This window comes from Pedobacter sp. SG908 (genome assembly GCF_011759615.1).
Lineage (GTDB): Bacteria > Bacteroidota > Bacteroidia > Sphingobacteriales > Sphingobacteriaceae > Pedobacter > Pedobacter riviphilus.
On sequence record NZ_JAAOYY010000001.1, the window covers coordinates 1,894,591 to 1,911,645 of the forward strand.

Annotated in this window: 14 protein-coding genes; 11 read left to right on the forward strand and 3 right to left on the reverse strand. The window is 36.8% G+C overall.

Features of this window, described 5'->3' with window-relative positions:
* Positions 1 to 35: 35 nt before the first annotated feature.
* Both glpK and FHT21_RS07750 read right to left on the reverse strand, forming a co-directional pair.
* Positions 36 to 1,526: a glycerol kinase GlpK gene (gene glpK / locus FHT21_RS07745; RefSeq protein WP_167294128.1), complete on the reverse strand. Its 1,491-nt coding sequence runs from the start codon at positions 1,524 to 1,526 to the stop codon at positions 36 to 38.
* A 21-nt stretch (positions 1,527 to 1,547) separates the two neighbouring features.
* Positions 1,548 to 3,134, reverse strand: coding sequence for a glycerol-3-phosphate dehydrogenase/oxidase (locus FHT21_RS07750; protein WP_167294129.1), 1,587 nt, complete (start codon positions 3,132 to 3,134; stop codon positions 1,548 to 1,550).
* A 159-nt stretch (positions 3,135 to 3,293) separates the two neighbouring features.
* Here FHT21_RS07750 and FHT21_RS07755 point away from each other — a divergent pair, with 159 nt between their 5' ends.
* Positions 3,294 to 4,058, forward strand: a complete 765-nt coding sequence (locus FHT21_RS07755) for a DeoR/GlpR family DNA-binding transcription regulator (RefSeq protein ID WP_057934180.1) — start codon at positions 3,294 to 3,296, stop codon at positions 4,056 to 4,058.
* A gap of 44 nt (positions 4,059 to 4,102) precedes the next feature.
* Entirely contained in the window at positions 4,103 to 4,492 is a 390-nt protein-coding gene (locus FHT21_RS07760) for a response regulator transcription factor (RefSeq protein ID WP_167294130.1), read from the forward strand.
* A 66-nt stretch (positions 4,493 to 4,558) separates the two neighbouring features.
* Here FHT21_RS07760 and FHT21_RS07765 read toward each other — a convergent pair whose 3' ends face one another.
* Positions 4,559 to 5,236, reverse strand: a complete 678-nt coding sequence (locus FHT21_RS07765) for a hypothetical protein (protein ID WP_167294131.1) — start codon at positions 5,234 to 5,236, stop codon at positions 4,559 to 4,561.
* A gap of 718 nt (positions 5,237 to 5,954) precedes the next feature.
* Between FHT21_RS07765 and FHT21_RS07770 the strand changes: the two genes are divergently transcribed.
* From FHT21_RS07770 to FHT21_RS07810, 9 genes are all read left to right on the forward strand, one after another.
* Positions 5,955 to 6,713 (forward strand): polysaccharide biosynthesis/export family protein, encoded by a 759-nt coding sequence (locus FHT21_RS07770; RefSeq protein ID WP_167294132.1) that lies wholly within the window; start codon positions 5,955 to 5,957, stop codon positions 6,711 to 6,713.
* Between the two features lie 21 nt (positions 6,714 to 6,734).
* Positions 6,735 to 9,026 (forward strand): polysaccharide biosynthesis tyrosine autokinase, encoded by a 2,292-nt coding sequence (locus FHT21_RS07775; protein WP_167294133.1) that lies wholly within the window; start codon positions 6,735 to 6,737, stop codon positions 9,024 to 9,026.
* Between the two features lie 346 nt (positions 9,027 to 9,372).
* The gene (locus FHT21_RS07780; protein WP_167294134.1) at positions 9,373 to 9,921 is read left to right on the forward strand and encodes a UpxY family transcription antiterminator; all 549 of its coding nucleotides are present in this window, start codon (positions 9,373 to 9,375) and stop codon (positions 9,919 to 9,921) included.
* A complete protein-coding gene (locus FHT21_RS07785) occupies positions 9,914 to 11,212 on the forward strand; it encodes a nucleotide sugar dehydrogenase (RefSeq protein WP_167294135.1) in 1,299 nt (432 codons plus the stop codon). The genes FHT21_RS07780 and FHT21_RS07785 overlap by 8 nt, the downstream gene beginning before the upstream one ends.
* A gap of 4 nt (positions 11,213 to 11,216) precedes the next feature.
* Positions 11,217 to 12,659, forward strand: coding sequence for a lipopolysaccharide biosynthesis protein (locus tag FHT21_RS07790; protein ID WP_167294136.1), 1,443 nt, complete (start codon positions 11,217 to 11,219; stop codon positions 12,657 to 12,659).
* Complete coding sequence (locus FHT21_RS07795; RefSeq protein ID WP_167294137.1) at positions 12,656 to 13,813, forward strand: DegT/DnrJ/EryC1/StrS family aminotransferase; 1,158 nt, start codon at positions 12,656 to 12,658, stop codon at positions 13,811 to 13,813. Before FHT21_RS07790 ends, FHT21_RS07795 begins: the two co-directional genes overlap by 4 nt.
* A gap of 14 nt (positions 13,814 to 13,827) precedes the next feature.
* The gene (locus FHT21_RS07800; RefSeq protein ID WP_167294138.1) at positions 13,828 to 14,697 is read left to right on the forward strand and encodes a glycosyltransferase; all 870 of its coding nucleotides are present in this window, start codon (positions 13,828 to 13,830) and stop codon (positions 14,695 to 14,697) included.
* Between the two features lie 6 nt (positions 14,698 to 14,703).
* A complete protein-coding gene (locus FHT21_RS07805; RefSeq protein WP_167294139.1) occupies positions 14,704 to 15,798 on the forward strand; it encodes a glycosyltransferase family 4 protein in 1,095 nt (364 codons plus the stop codon).
* The gene (locus FHT21_RS07810) at positions 15,795 to 17,012 is read left to right on the forward strand and encodes an O-antigen ligase family protein (protein WP_167294140.1); all 1,218 of its coding nucleotides are present in this window, start codon (positions 15,795 to 15,797) and stop codon (positions 17,010 to 17,012) included. The genes FHT21_RS07805 and FHT21_RS07810 overlap by 4 nt, the downstream gene beginning before the upstream one ends.
* Positions 17,013 to 17,055 lie beyond the last annotated feature (43 nt).

Genomic DNA, 17,055 nt, shown 5'->3' on the forward strand with positions numbered 1-17,055 from the left:
ATAATTAAATTCTTATCCGATTAAAATTTGTCCAATTAGTCTTCTGCGTTTACACGAGCAGCTTTTATTGCTCTATTCCAGCCTTTTATTCTTTCCGTATTATCAATTCCTTCTTCAGCAACAAAAGTTCTGTTAATTTTCCATTGCGAACGAATCTGATCTATACTTTTCCAGAAACCGGTAGCTAATCCGGCCAGATATGCAGCGCCAATGGCGGTAACTTCTGTTACATCTGGTCTGATTACCTTACAATTTAACAGATCGGCCTGAAACTGCATCAGTAAATCGTTAGCTGTAGCACCACCATCTACCCTTAATTCGGTAATATTTACACCTGCATCTGCTTCCATAGCTTTCAAAACATCCATGGTTTGGTAGGCAATGCTTTCTAAGGCTGCCCTGGCGATGTGCGATTTGTTTGTACCACGGGTTAACCCTGTTATGGTGCCTCGCGCATGTTGATCCCAATGTGGAGCGCCTAAGCCTGCAAAAGCTGGAACAACATAAACGCCATCGGTATCTTTTACTTTTTTAGCTAAGGTTTCAACATCGGCCGATTTAGAAATGAGTCCCATTTCATCGCGAAGCCACTGTACAACAGCACCTCCAATAAAAATACTTCCTTCTAAAGCATAATTTACTTCGCCATTTATCTGCCAGGCGACAGTGGTTAATAAATTATTGGCAGAAATTTTTGGCTTTGAGCCGATATTCATCAACATAAAACAGCCAGTACCGTAAGTGTTTTTTACCATCCCGATTTCGGTACACATTTGTCCGAATAAGGCTGACTGCTGATCGCCAGCTATACCAGCAATAGGAATTTTTGCGGCCAATATACGGCCAGCGGTTTCACCATAAACCTCACTTGATGATTTTACCTCTGGAAGCATTGCTTTCGGTATAGAAAAAAGTTTAAGCAATTCTTCATCCCAGCTTAAAGTGTGGATGTTGTAAAGCATCGTTCGCGATGCATTACTTACGTCGGTTACATGTTTTTCGCCAGCTGTTAATTTCCAGATTAACCAGGTGTCTATGGTTCCGAAGGCAAGTTTTCCTGCTTCAGCTTTTTCCCTGGCACCAGCAACATTTTCTAAGATCCATCTGGCCTTAGTAGCAGAGAAATAAGAATCTATAATCAATCCCGTTTTTTCCTGTATTTTATTGGCTAACCCTTGCGCTTTAATTTCATCGCAATAGGCAGAAGTACGCCTGTCTTGCCACACAATAGCATTATAAATGGGCTGCCCGGTTTCTTTATCCCAAACCACAGTGGTTTCGCGTTGATTGGTAATGCCGATAGAATCAATATCGCCCACGGTTAATCCTGCTTTAACAATCACTTCTGTTACAACAGCCAATTGTGTCGACCAGATTTCCATTGGATCGTGTTCTACCCAGCCGGCTTTAGGATAAATCTGTGTGAATTCTCGTTGCGCAATGGCAACAATTTCACCATTGTAATTAAAAATAATTGCTCTCGAACTTGTGGTTCCCTGATCGATAGACAAGATGTATTTACTCATAATTAGGTATTTGGTTATTGGCTAAAGAGCCGGTTCGGTTATTTTAGGTGTTGAATGATAAATATAACCATCGGCTAATTTATTAAAAGTTTCGATTTGGTTAATTTCCCAGTTTTTATCAGCAGCTAATTCTTTAGCTAGGAGCGAAGCTACTCTAGGTGCCATATCCTTAGCAGCTTGTGCATTAATAAACAGTATCCTAAGTCGTCTGCTTAAAATGTCTTCTACTGTTTCGGCCATTTCGTTCCGCGCAGACCAAAGTACTTCGGCTTCTGTATAAGGGAATGCATGATGTAATTTGTTGCCAAGACTTGGATCTTGTGCAATTAACGCTTCAATTTTACTGCGATCGGATCCATATATAGCTAAATGATCACCTGCAATATTGGCAGAATTGCCATGTATGCTTAAATTTTGGGTTACGCATGCTTTCGATTCTAAATTTGCATGAGTAATGGCCAAATCAACCGTTTCTTCCGCCATTCGGCGGTAGGTGGTCCATTTACCACCTGTAATAGTAATTAACCCCTTTGCCGAAACAATCAATTTATGGTCTCTGCTAATTTCCTTCGTGCTATTTACATCGCCATTGGTAGGTGCGGCTAAAGGGCGTAAACCTGAGAATACGCTTAAGATATCTTCTTCCATAGGCTTGCGGTTAAAATAACTTGCGGCAGTACTCATAATAAAATCTACCTCTTCTTTTAGTGCTCTGGGTTCTAAACTATGTTCGTCTAAAGGCGTATCTGTTGTGCCTACCAATAAATGGTCGTGCCATGGAACAGCAAATAAAACACGGCCATCAGAGGTTTTGGGTATCATTAAAGCCGATTCGCTATTTAAAAAACTTTTATCAAGTACCACATGTACGCCCTGACTCGGACGTACCATTTTTTTTGAATTCGGGTTATTCATTTGCAGGATGTCATCTACAAACACCCCCGTTGCATTAATTATTATTTTACCATTATATTTAGCCTTTAAGCCAGTTATAGTATCTTCTGTTTCTATACCAGTAATTGTATCGCCGCTTTTTAATAAACCAATAACCTTTGTATAGTTCAATAATGACGCACCCTTTTCGATAGCGGTTTGTGCAATGTTTATTGCTAAACGGGCATCATCAAACTTTCCGTCGTAATACCTGATGCTTCCTTTTAAACCCTTCGCTTTAATACCGGGCATCATATTTAAGGTTTCTTTTTTCGAGAAGAATTTAGATTTGCCGAAGCTATATCTGCCCGCTAGCCAATCGTACAGTGTAAGCCCGGTTAAATATTTTATAACAGAGAACCAATCGTAGCAGGGAATCAGAAATTCTTCTTTATTTACGAGGTGTTTTGCATTTTGTTGTAATAGACCACGTTCTTTTAATGCATGTTTAACTAAACCGATATCTCCCTGTGCAAGATAACGGACGCCGCCATGCACCAATTTGGTACTCCGGCTGGATGTTCCTTTGGCAAAATCAGATTGTTCTACCAGCAAAGTCTTAAAGCCCCTGCTCGCAGCATCTAATGCGGTGCCTAATCCGGTAGCACCCCCACCAATAATAATAAAGTCCCAGTTTATGTTTTCTGTTATATGATGTGGATGTAATCTTTCCATTTAGATTTATAAAAATAATAAAACGAAACAATACGCAATTATAAGAAATCATAATCGAAATAATATAATATGCGTGTTAAAAATTTATTAAATATTTGCCTAAAATATTTTAAAGAATGTTTTTATTATTAATTTGCAGGCACGCTAATTAAATATACTATGATGAATTTGGCTGAGAGGCACCAGTTTATTTTAAGTCGCCTGCAACGTGATCAATACATAAATGTAGTAGATTTATGTAAGGAATTGAAAGTGTCGTCTGTAACAATAAGAAAGGACTTAAAACTACTGGAAGATAAGAGCCTCCTGTTTAGAACACATGGAGGTGCAACCGTAAACAATCCATATACGGTAGATCGCCCAGTTAATGAGAAAGAGAAAATACAATCGACCGAAAAGAATAAAATAGGTATTGCTGCTGCTGCGCTGTTAAATGATAACGATTCAATTGTTATTGCATCGGGTACCACAGTATTATATTTTGCGAAGAACATTGTACCTGCAACAAATTTAACAGTGGTTACTTCTGCATTAAATGTAGCGCTTGAATTAATGCGAGAGCCTAGTATTGAAGTAATACAACTGGGTGGCTTACTTAGAAAAAGTTCTTCATCTGTAATGGGCGCTTATGCGGAACAGGTTTTGCAGGATTTTTATTTTAACAAACTGTTTTTAGGCGTTGATGGAATTGATCTTGATTTTGGATTAACCACTACAAATGCAATGGAGGCGCATTTAAACCGCAAAATGATCGGTGCATCGCAAAAAACAATTGTACTGGCCGATTCTACAAAATTTGGAAAAAGAGGATTCGGAAAGATATGTGGATTAGAAGAAATTGATCATATAATTACCGACAAAGGAATTTCTGAACAAATTGTTAAACATTTAGAGAGTTTAGGTGTTACTGTTACTATTGTATAGCGAATTCCACGCAAACAGTATATCCCAAACATTATAATTTGAACATGGAAAGAAAACGAATACACATTTTAGAGGATGATCAGGAGATCAGAAACGTTATTGAAATTCTATTAAAGGACGAGGGCTTTGAACTACAGCTTTCATCATCATTTGCTGAGTTAAAGAAAAATATCCAGGATGCCATGCCTGATCTTTTCTTGCTTGATGTAATGTTGCCGGATGGAAACGGAGCAGAAATCTGCGAAGATTTAAAAACCGATATTTTCACTAAACACATCCCGATTATTGTAATGTCTGCACAGAATAACAGCGAACAGAAAGCTATAGCTGCATTTGCTGATGATTATATCAGTAAACCTTTCGATCTTTACGATGTTTTAGGCCGCATTAATGCACAGCTGAAAAGAAGTGCCGAAAACAGAGCAAAAGTTTAATTACGGTTAGGCTAAATAAAAAAGGGAAGTTAATAATAGCTTCCCTTTTTATGTATAAAACATTTTCTAAGTTTGTTTAACTTGCTGAGCTTTGTTAAACATAACAAAACGCTTCGAGTCTCCTATACGTTGCGGTACTGAGCCGTTAGAAACAATAGCATAATCTTCAGTATTTTTGTTGATAAAAACACCTGCACCAATAATGTTATGACTGCCAATGGTAATATCTTCTTTAACGGCGGAGTTTATACCTAAAAAAGAGTTATTTCCAATATTTACATTACCCGCTAATATATTACCAGATAGCAAAACATTGTTTCCTATGGTAGAGTGATGGCCAATTCTGGCGCCAATAAGCATGCAATTATTGCCTATGGTTACAAAAGGTTGTATATCGCAGCATTGATCGATAAAAGTATTGTGCCCAAACATTAATTCAGGCCATATATTTGCTTTAGAGGAAACGTAATTTGCAAAACTATAGCCCGCTTGGCTTACCCTATGGTATACACTTTCTCTCGCACTATTTCTACCAATAGCAATATGTATTTTATGGGATTCTGGCGAAAAATCTTTAATTACCTGTTCGAAGCTTAAGATGGGTAATCCTTGTAGCGTATTGCCCGCTGGGGGCGCATAAACATCATCAACACAAAAGGCAACAACATTATAATCACTGTCATTCATGAAAGAATAACAGATAAATTCAGCCATTTTTCCAATTCCGTAAATAATAACTTTCATATTTCATTTTTCTTTTAGGTTTTTTACGAATTTATGCATAAAACAAGCTTTTAATACCTTTGAAAGCATACTGTACATGTTTTGCTAATGCATGTTTACAGCTTTCACAGTTGTCAACTTTTTTAGTTTTTTGCACTACGTTAAAGGGATATGCCCCTTATATTAATCGTTTTACCTGGATCGATTGCAACGAACATATCGCAATTAAGGAAAGCTCAATCATGCTGATTAGAATGTAATTTTTAGGCAATTATAAATGTACTGTAAAACAACTTACACAGAAATATGCATATCGCGACTTATCCAGAGCCTGGCTAAGAAAAAGGAATGTATTAAATAGTAAATCTTGGCCTAGTAATCGGCAGTTTTTTGCTAAAATTTTATAAAAGTCATTTTATACGCCTTATAAAATGTAGTATTAAATAGCTTTTTTAAATGTTAAAACATTTTCTGATGTTTTTTGAGCTTTACCGATTAAGATCTCACCCAAAAACAGGTTTGTTTGAGTAAAAATACAGCCCGAATATTATACAAGTTACGCGTTGTAAAATTTACAAATGTTGTGCAATTTATGAGCACAGTATTTAAAATGCTGTGCATGCAGGCTATATTTTATACAATTTAAATACAACCCTGTTTTGCCTATAAAACATTGATGCTTAATTGCATAGCTTAGTTCTCAATAAACTGAAACAAAAAACTAAACATTACTTAAGCTATGAAGAAAGTAATATTATTTATCGCAATATATACAAGCATTATCAGCGGATGCGCTCCCAGAAGAGATCTTGTATACTTTAGTAACCTGGCTAAACAAACCAGCGAAGTTAAGCTTCAAGGGCAGGAAGTTAAAATTCAGCAAAACGACCTTTTAAGTGTAAGTATAAACAGTTTAAACCAAGAGTCGAATGTTTTATTTGCCGTTAATACACGAAACGCAAGTTCCGAAAACAATTATAAAGTAGATGGTTATCGGGTAAGTAAGGACGGGATGATTAATCTTCCTGTTGTAGGCAATGTTCGCTTGGAAGGTTTAACCATTGAGCAGGCACAGGCTACAATATCGAAAGAATTAGATAAATATGTTAAAAAACCGGTAGTTGATGTTCAGTTGGTCAATTTTAAAGTAACAGTAATTGGCGAGGTAAACAAACCATCAACTTTTACCGTGCAGGGCGATAATATTAATCTCCTGGAAGCACTAGGTATGGCAGGCGATATGACTGTTTATGGCAAAAGAGAGAATATTTTGGTGATCAGGCAACAAGATGGCCAACGAGTAATGAAAAGACTTAATCTAAACAATCAGGATGTGATGGATTCTCCGTTTTTTTATCTGAAACAAAACGATGTGGTGTATGTAGAACCAGATAAGTCTAAAGCGATTGAATACAGTCCGAATACGCGCATTATGCCAGTAGTAATTGCTTCAATATCTGCTGTAGCAGTATTGATTACAGCTGTTCTCCGTCGATAACGTTTCTTAAAACACTATATCATGCTTAAACAAAGTTCAATAGGCGGCGCAAATGATTTTGCAGAAACTATGACCAGATTTGCCAGAAACTGGCACTATTTCTTAATCAGTATCATTATTTCTATGGCTGCCGTATATGCATTTTTATACGTTACTCCACCAAAATATAAAGTGAGTAGCACACTACTAATCTCTGATGATAAAAATGGCGCAGCAATGTCAAACAGCACCGCTTTCAGCGATCTTAATATGTTTCAAACGGTTAAAACGGTTGATAATGAAATTGAGATCTTAAGGTCGAGAGACTTGATTTTTAAAGTATTGAAAAAACTAAACCTAGAAACAGCTTACTTTAAAAAAGAAGGAATTAGAGAGAAAGAACTTTATGGAAAAACTTCGCCACTTGTAGTTACAGCTATAAGTTTAAAAAATGGTGCTTACGGAAGAAAAATTAACGTTTCTTACCTGGATGAAATCTCTTATATCATTCAGGATAGCCTAAAGACAAATATAGTGAAGTATGGCGATACCATTAATACTAAAGACTATGCGATTAAGATAGATAAGGGACCTGCGTATAAAACTGAATTTGGCAAAATTAGACTTCAGTTTAAAAACTTATATAAAATGACAGAAGCTTATAATCTGACCTCATTAAAGATAGTTCCGGTAGTTAAAGATGCCAATACCATTACCATAAGTTTGAACGATGTGGTTCCACAGCGAGGAATTGATATTCTTAACGATCTGATTGAAACCTATAACATCAATAACGTTAATAATAAAAATACAATTGCAAGAAATACCATTAAATTTATTGATAACCGCTTAAAATACCTCGTTGCAGATCTTTCTGGTACTGAGGAGGATGTGGAGAGCTACAAGCAGCAAAACCGTGTTACCGATGTTAATATGGATGCGCAGATGAATGCTGCGCGCTCAGGAGAGTATAACCAGTTATTGGAAGCATCATCTGTGCAGTTGAGGTTATTGCAGTCTATCGAAAATTATTTCAAGAGTAAACAAAGTCAGTTTAATCTCGCTCCAAGTGCAATGGGCTTAAAAGATCCGATTTTGAATTCATTGATTTCAAAATTTAACGATCTGCAATTGGAAAGAAATAGAATGTTACGTACCGCTAATGCTGAAAACCCTTTGGTACTAAACCTTAACGAGCAAATAGCAACCCTAAAAACCAATATTTTAGAGAACTTATCTAGCATAAAACAGGGTTTTGTTATTGAAAGAAACAACCTGAGCGCCAACTACTCTCAATTCGACAATAAAATTAAATCTGTACCCACCATTGAGCGTGGCTTATTAGAAAGAAGCCGTGAACAAAGCGTAAAATCGGGTTTATATAAGTATTTACTACAAAAAAGAGAAGAAACTGCTTTGTCGCTTTCTGCAACTGTTCCAACTTCGCAGGTGGTAGATAAACCAGCTTACAATACTACACCCGATAGCCCTAAGCAACCACTTTTGTATCTATGTGGATTTATTTTTGGGTTTTTTGTACCTGCAGGAGCAATTTATGCCAAAGGATTTTTAAACAATAAAGTACAAGATGCCAGTACTATTGAGTTAACAGGTGCAAAAATGCTGGGTGAACTTTCTCATAACCAAGATAAAAGCACAATCGTTTTTCAAAAAGATAACCGGTCTACTATATCAGAGTTGTTCAGGTACATCAGAATGAATTTAGGCCTGATGTCTAACAATATCGAAAATAAAGTAATGCTGGTTACCTCCAGTATGAAAGGAGAGGGGAAAACATTCTTTAGTGTAAATCTGGCTACTACATTAGGTATGCTTGATAAAAAAGTTGTTATACTGGAGTTCGATTTAAGAAAACCCGATCTCCTAAATAAAGTTGGTTTAAAACAAACTAGTGGTTTAACAAACTATTTAATTGGTGAATCTGTGTTTTTAGAAGATATTATTATGCCAACCAACGTTTCTGATAATATTTGGGTTATTGGATGTGGTCAATCGCCTGAAAATCCAGCCGAAGTAATGATGAGCCCTAAAATGGATCTATTGTTTGATGAACTGAAAGAAAGATTCGATTACATTATCATTGATACTTCGCCGGTGGGGCAGGTGGCCGATGCCTTTAGCCTGGCCGAATATGCTGATGTAAGCATTTATCTGGTGCGCTATAACTATACCAACAAATACCAGTTGGCCATATTAAAAGACATTTGCGAAAACAATAAACTTAAAAATCCGATGGTCGTTTTTAACGACGCCAAAAGAGAAAAGAGCCAAAAATACAGCTATGGTGGTTATGGTTATGCCATGGCAAACTAAAGCTAACATGTTTTAAAAGAGAATACTTTGCCCTTTACCAAATAAACGTCCCCAAACGATTTAATTCTGTTTACAAACAGTAAGGCCGAGGTGCTTAAACTGAGCATCATTTAAGGCATTAGCAGCTTGCAAACAACTCTTAATTAGATTGCCCATTTGCCCAAAAAGCAAAACAAGATTTGAATATAAAATTGTCATGTAAGTGATATAGCGAAGCTGTATCCAACAGACTGAATAAAGCCTTTTAGCATACAGTGAAAAAGGAATAACCGATAGCTATCATGTAAGTGATATAGCGAAGCTGTATCAAATCGCCTAAAAAACCAAACTATAACCTCATCAAAAAATGGAATCTACATTTAACATTAAGCCCTCGTTCACAAAAAAATGGTTTGTGATCTATACCCGTCCCCGTTGGGAGAAAAAAGTTGACCGTTTGCTGCAAGAGCAAGGTTTCGAATCTTTTTGTCCAGTGCGTAATGTAGAAAATCAATGGGCCGATAGAAAGAAAATAGTTAGTCTTCCACTTTTTGCCGGATATGTATTTGTGAAAATAGATGAACGGGAGGGTTACAAAATCAGGTATACACTCGGCGTTTTAAACTTTATTAATTACATGGGTAAACCTGCAGTAGTTCGGGATAGTGAGATTGAAAAGTTGAAACACATTATGGATGCCTACAATGATGTAGATGTGGTGAGTTTAACTGGTGTTTCCAAAGGAGACCGGGTTCGGATCAGTAATGGTCTTTTCCATAATCAGGAAGGAGAGGTGATTCAGATTCAAGGCAAGTATGTTTTAATGTCATTCGATCATTTAGACTGTGCCTTAGTTACCAGAGTGCCAATAAGCAACTTAACATTAACCGTAAATACGCAACAACATTATGTATAACGCTGAAGATAATCTGAAAATGACGGTAATTGGCCTTGGCTACGTTGGCTTACCGTTGGCAGTAGAATTTGCGAAAAAATACAAGGTATTTGGCTTTGATATTAACCAGAGCAGGATTGCAGAATTAAAAGCCGGATATGATAATACATTGGAAGTTAATGAATCTGAATTGAATGAGGTTTTAACATTCGAATGCACAACTTTAAAAGGCCTGTACTGTACCAATGAAATCGAAAAATTACGCAGCTCGTCGGTTTACATTGTTACAGTGCCAACGCCTGTTGATAAAAACAACAGACCGGACTTAACACCTTTAATTAAAGCGAGTGCAGTTGTGGCTAAGGTTTTAAAAAAAGGAGATATAGTAGTTTATGAATCAACCGTATATCCTGGTGTAACTGAAGATGAATGTGTACCTATTTTAGAAAAAGGATCAGGATTGGTTTTTAATAAAGATTTTTTTGCTGGTTATTCCCCAGAGCGTATTAATCCTGGAGATAAACAACATACCGTTGCCAATATCTTAAAAATCACATCAGGTTCTACCCCAGAAGCAGCCGAAAAAATAGACGAACTGTACCGCTCGGTAATTACCGCCGGAACTTATAAAGCTTCATCTATTAAAGTGGCCGAAGCCGCAAAAGTGATTGAAAATGCCCAGCGTGATATCAATATTGCTTTTGTAAACGAACTGGCCATGATTTTTAATCAGATCGGTATCGATACTGCTGAGGTTTTAGCCGCGGCCGGAACCAAATGGAATTTTCTAAACTTTAAACCAGGCTTAGTTGGCGGACATTGTATTGGTGTAGATCCGTATTATTTAGCTCAAAAGGCACAGGAAGCTGGTTATCATCCTGAAATTATTTTGGCAGGACGGCGTGTAAATGATGGAATGGGTAAATATGTGGCCGATCAGATTATCAAAAAAATGATCGCTAAAAACATCCACATTGTAGGGGCAGAAGTACTGGTGTTGGGCTTTACCTTTAAAGAAAACTGCCCTGATGTACGCAATACTAAGGTAATTGATATTGTCAGGCGGTTAGAAGAATACAAAGTTAAAGTAACCATTCACGATCCCTGGGCAAATGCCGATCAGGCTAATCATAACTATGGTATTATCTGCGAAAATGGCTCGTCAAAAACTAGAAAGTATGATGGGATCATACTGGCAGTAGCGCATGAGGCTTTCAATAGTTTAAACATCACGGCATTGCGTAAACCAGCATGTGTGGTATACGATATAAAAGCAGTATTGCCACAATCATTAGAAACGGTTCGATTGTAAGGTCATGAGTTTAACATATAAAGCGCGATCGGGCATTATATGGTCGATTGGACAACAGTTTAGTGTTAAATTCATAAACCTGTTCGTTACCGTTATATTGGCCCGCTTATTAAGTCCTGCAGAATTTGGCTTAATTGCAATGCTCTCTATTTTTATCGCTGTTGGTAACTCCTTAATGGATAGCGGCTTAACATCGTCGCTAATCCGGACAAGGATGGCGGGACAAAAAGATTTTTCTACTATCTTTTTTTTTAATCTGGGTGGGAGCATCATAGTGTATGGTGTTTTGTTCTTTGCAGCACCACTAATTGCCAGTTTTTACAGACAGCCCCTGCTTACCGATATTGTTAGGGTTTACGGATTAACCTTTTTAATTAATGCCTTTTTCAGTATTCAGAGTACTTTATTAACTAAGGAAATGAAATTTAAACTGCAAACGGTCATTCAAATACCTGCAGTAATATTGGGTGGTTGTTTAGGTATTTACCTGGCAAAAAATGGTTACGGCCCGTGGAGTTTGGTTTGGATGAGCTTGCTGAGTGCGAGTGTTTCTACCGCATTGCATTGGTTTTACTCAGATTGGCGGCCGCGACTGATTTTTAATAAAAAAAGCTTCAGGAAGCACTTTCACTTTGGCTACAAGATGACGCTTTCTGGACTGTTGGATACCATTTATCAAAATTTATATACTGTTATTATAGGTCGCTTTTATGCGGCAGCCCAATTGGGTTTTTATGCCAGGGCAGATAGTTTAAGTCAGTTGCCCATTGGGATTATTTCCACAGCCATTAGTAAAGTAACCTATCCCATGTTTTCGAACATCAGCAATGATGATGTAAAGCTCAAAATGGTTTACAGAAGGCTAATGCAACAAGTGTTATTCTGGAATGCACCTATCCTGATTTTTTTAGCACTTATTGCTCAACCTTTAATCTCCTTGCTTTTAACCGATAAATGGCTGCCTTCTGTGCCTTATTTTCAGATTTTATGTATTGCCGGTATTTTATATCCCTTGCACGCATACAACCTGAATATTTTAAAAGTTAAAGGTCATAGCGGTCAGTTTTTGAAATTAGAAATTTTAAAAAAGGTGCTGAGTGTAATCGGAATTATCTGTGCAATTCCATTTGGCATTATGGGGCTTCTATATTTTCAGCTCTTCTTTACAGTTTTTGCTTACTATATCAATTCAATATATAGCGGTAAATTAATCAATTACCCACTTAAAGAACAACTTTATGATGTTGTGCCTATTTTATTGTTATCTAGTATTTTAGGTGTTTCATGTTATTACCTCGATAGTTGGTATTTATCACATTATCACATCAATAATATTTTACGCATAGTTGGTATAAGCATCATCTATGGCAGTTTTTACTTCGGCATAAGTAGCAGTATCAAACTGGCTGCACTCGTTGATTTTAAACAATTAATCCTCAAACAATGATACCTGTAACCAAACCCTTTTTGCCGAAACAGGCAGATTTTAAAAGCTACGTAAGTAGTATTTGGGCCAGACAGTGGCTCACCAATAATGGTCCCTTAGTAAATGAGCTGGAGCTAAAGTTACAGCAATATTTAGGGCTGCCACATTTGTTATACGTAACTAATGGCACTATTGCATTACAACTGGCTATACAAGCTTTAGAAGTAAAAGGTGAAATTATTACCACACCGTTTTCTTTTGTAGCAACCACCAGCAGTATTGTTTGGCAAGGCTGTAAACCCGTTTTTGTTGATATAGACGAAAATACGCTTAATATAGACCCCAATAAAATTGAAGCGGCCATTACGTCTAATACCTCTGCAATTTTAGCTACACACGTTTTCGGAAATCCTTGTGATATTGAAGCGATAGACCGCATTGCAAAAAAGCACAGACTAAAAGTAATTTATGATGCCGCTCATTGTTTTGGTACAAAATATAAAGGTAAATCTATCTTCGCTTATGGAGATGTAAGCACAACAAGCTTCCATGCTACTAAACTCTTTCATACCATTGAAGGTGGTGCTGTTTTTACTCAAAATCCTGAAATTTTAAAGAGAATGGCGCTGATGCGTAATTTCGGTTATAGTGGAGTAGATACTTTTTCGGAGATCGGTATCAATGCTAAAAACTCAGAATTTCATGCCGCAATGGGCCTCTGTAATTTAAAACATATCGATCAGATTTTAAGTAAACGCAAAGAACTATCGCTTCATTACGAGATGCGGCTGAATAAAATTGAAGCCCAGTTTCAGGTTATCCAGGCCGACACTGAATTTAATTATGCATACTATCCTGTAATTTTTAAATCAGAAGAAGTTATGCTCGATTGTATGAAGCAGTTAGAACTAGTTCAGGTGTATTGCAGACGGTACTTTTATCCATCGTTATCTGCTTTACCTTACATCATTAAGGTAAATATGCCGATCTGTGATTCTATTTCTAAACGCATTATGTGTTTACCACTTTACCACACCTTAACCAGTGCTGATCAGGATTTAGTGGCCAGGATTATTTTGAGAACGCAGAATTACCGCAAAAAACAAGTGCTTAAACTTGCCGATTATGATACATTGGTTAATGGTAGAATAGGAATGGCAGTTAATGGCCATTAATAACGGCTTCTATTATGAAACAAGACGATACTGATATAATGGTTAGCATTTTTTGCATCACTTATAACCACCGTAAATTTATTGCAAAAGCGCTGGATGGATTTTTGATGCAGCAATGCAATTTTAATACAGAAATTATTATAGGCGACGATTGCTCTACCGATGGGACCACAGAGATTATTGATGAATACATCGCAAAACATCCTGGTAAAATTAAACGCTTAATAGCCCCTCAGAACATCGGTGCCGTTAAAAACGTTATTCGCGTGGCCTTAGAAACCAGAGGGAAATATGTAGCCACTTGCGATGGTGACGATTATTGGACTGACCCTAACAAGTTGCAAAAACAGGTTGATTTTTTGGAGAACAATCCTGATTACGTGATGTGCTGCCACTATACCCGTGAAGTTAATTTTGATGATACTGAATTGATTTACATGGATTTTAACCCTATTCCGTTGCAGTATAGCTTTAACGATCTGGTAGTGAATAAACAGGCAGAAACATGTACTGCAACTATTGTTTATCGCAATATAGATCCCATTAAGAATCTTTATAAAAACGACTGGCTTTTAAAATGTTATGCCTGCGATAAGTTATTGAAACTTTATAGCACTTGGGTAACGGGTAAAAAAGTATACGTTTTGCCGGAAGTAATGAGCTGCTACAGACGTCATCCTGGCGGTATCTGGAGCCCTGTATCTTATGTTCCATTAAAGAAAATGCAACTGAGCGATTTCTATATCATTACTAAGATTTTTACTTATACGGGTTTGCAGAAAGCCAGGCTTTTGTACTTCTACCTTAGAAAATATTTCTTCTTTGAAGTGAAATATAAAACATTCAGAAACGCTTTCCAGACTATTAAAACGATTGTAAACTAATTCGAAATGGCTACTAAATTATGTTTCGTGATCAACAGTTTAGAGGGGGGCGGTGCTGAAAGGGTAATCACTAATCTGGCTAATCACTTTAGCGATAAAGATTGTAGTGTTACCATGATTTGTCTCAACACAGCAGGAGTCAGGTATGAAATAAATAAAAAAGTTAAAATTATAAACCTGGTTAAACGAAATGACCATCAAAGTCTTTTCAACAGACTTAGGTATGCTTATTTAACTTTTTACCGGTTACTCGCTGTACTAAAGAAAGAAAAGCCACTTTGTACCATCTGTTTTATGACATCTGCCAATGTTTGGGCGGGTTTATGCTGCTTAATTTTAGGTTTGCCCTATCTGGTTTCAGAAAGAACAGCACCAGCGTATACTTTACATCAATACAATAAATTGCTACAGTGGGTTGCATTTCACATTTATAGAAAATCGAAAGCAATTGTACTACCTGCATTTGAGATGTTTAAAGGATTTAAAAGAATTAAACAGTTCGAAACACTGAATAATTTTAAAACAATACATAATCCAATCCATCACTTTTCTCATTTAAACGCAGGTACTGTTCACAGCAAACGATTTATACTCTCTGTTGGCAGATTATGTCACGAAAAAGGCTTCGACCACCTTATTGAAGCCTACAGCAATCTGGACTTGGCTGATGTGGATCTTTTAATCTCAGGAGAAGGACCAGAAAGGGCAAGTCTCGAACGACAGATCGCCGATTTAAATCTAAAAGATAAAGTCAAGTTGATTGGCTTTAAATCTAATCTCCAAGACTATTATACACAGGCTGAGGTTTTTGTGCTTTCTTCCAGAAGTGAAGGTTATCCAAATGTACTGGTAGAGGCTATGGGGATGGGTTGTGCCTGTGTTGCAATGGATTGCGAGTTTGGCCCTTCAGAAATTATTGAACACGGCGTTAATGGTCTTCTGGTTACCAAAGGAGATATAGTAGAACTTTCATTATCTATTGGTAAAATGCTTAATAATAAATATTTAAGAAGAAAATTTTCAGAAAAAGCAAAATCGATCAATGAAACAAATTCCATTGAACGTATTTCGGCCAACTGGGAACAACTCATCATGTCATGATTAAAAAAATAATGTTTCTCTTTTTGTTGTTTGCCTACGTTTACGTAACAACATTTAACATCTTCATGACTGGGGTTTTTAGGATTCCGGCACCAATGGTTTTCCTGGCACCGTTAATCTATTTCTATCGAACAGAAGAAACAGGCTTTCATTATGGCAAAGAATTATTTGTTTTCTTTATTGCTGCCCTGTTTTTTTATCTTATAGGCCAGTCAGATGTTACCGGTTTTTTTGCGCTATTAATTGTTGCGGGCTGTTTTGCCTTGTTATTCAATTACGTTATCGGTACCAATTTAAAGCGAATGAACATCGCAGTCGGATTTTTCTTTGGTGTATTGCTGCTTTCGGGAATCATCATGTTTATCGATCACCGGTACAATATGGCAGCCATCCGTTCGCTTTTGGTGCAGGAGGATGTATTGCAGGCACCAGCGGGAATATCGACCACCATTTTTACTTTCGGTTACCAAATGGCTGCTTTAACACCATTTCTAGTTATTAATGCCATACTGTTTAAAAGAAGCTGGCTAATTAATCTGCTCTTATTCGGCTTAGCGCTATGCCTTATTTTCTTTGGCATGCAACGGTCGGTTTTAGTAGCTTTTGCAGTTGTAACGGGGTTATTTTTCTTAAGTTATTACAAAGCCAAGTCTATTTTAATATTTGGTATGTTTTGCGCGATATTCTTTATTGCGCAAAGCTCAATTGAACAATTTTCAGAAGGTAAGAAGCAACAGAATATTTTAAATAAAAGCACCGAAAATGCGAAGACCAAAGAAGAACGTGGCGATTTGATGGGCGAGAACATTCAAATTATAACCGATTATCCATTTGGACTATTGTTTTATGGAAAAACCTGGAACGATGTAGTACAGCACAACTTTGTTTATAAAAAAGGACCAGTTGTAATTACATCCCATAATGCCTATTTAATGTTTATTACTTATTTAGGGCCTTTGCTGGGTTTTATTTTACTCATTTTATTATATCGAAAAGTAGGGAAGATTATTTTTTATGCCTTTCTGCATATCAAAGATAAGAAGAATGCACTCCTTGTATGTTTAAGCTGCTCTTTTCTGGCCATATCCATTAATTCATTTTTCCATAACGAGTGGCTTTTGGCCACCAGTGGTCCTACGTTGTTCCTCTATTTTGCCATTTTACAACTCTCCAAAATCAAAACAGAAGATCCTATTCTACTTCAATACAATTAACCGTTCGGGTTATCCTAATTATGCAGATTTTGAATTACCAAAA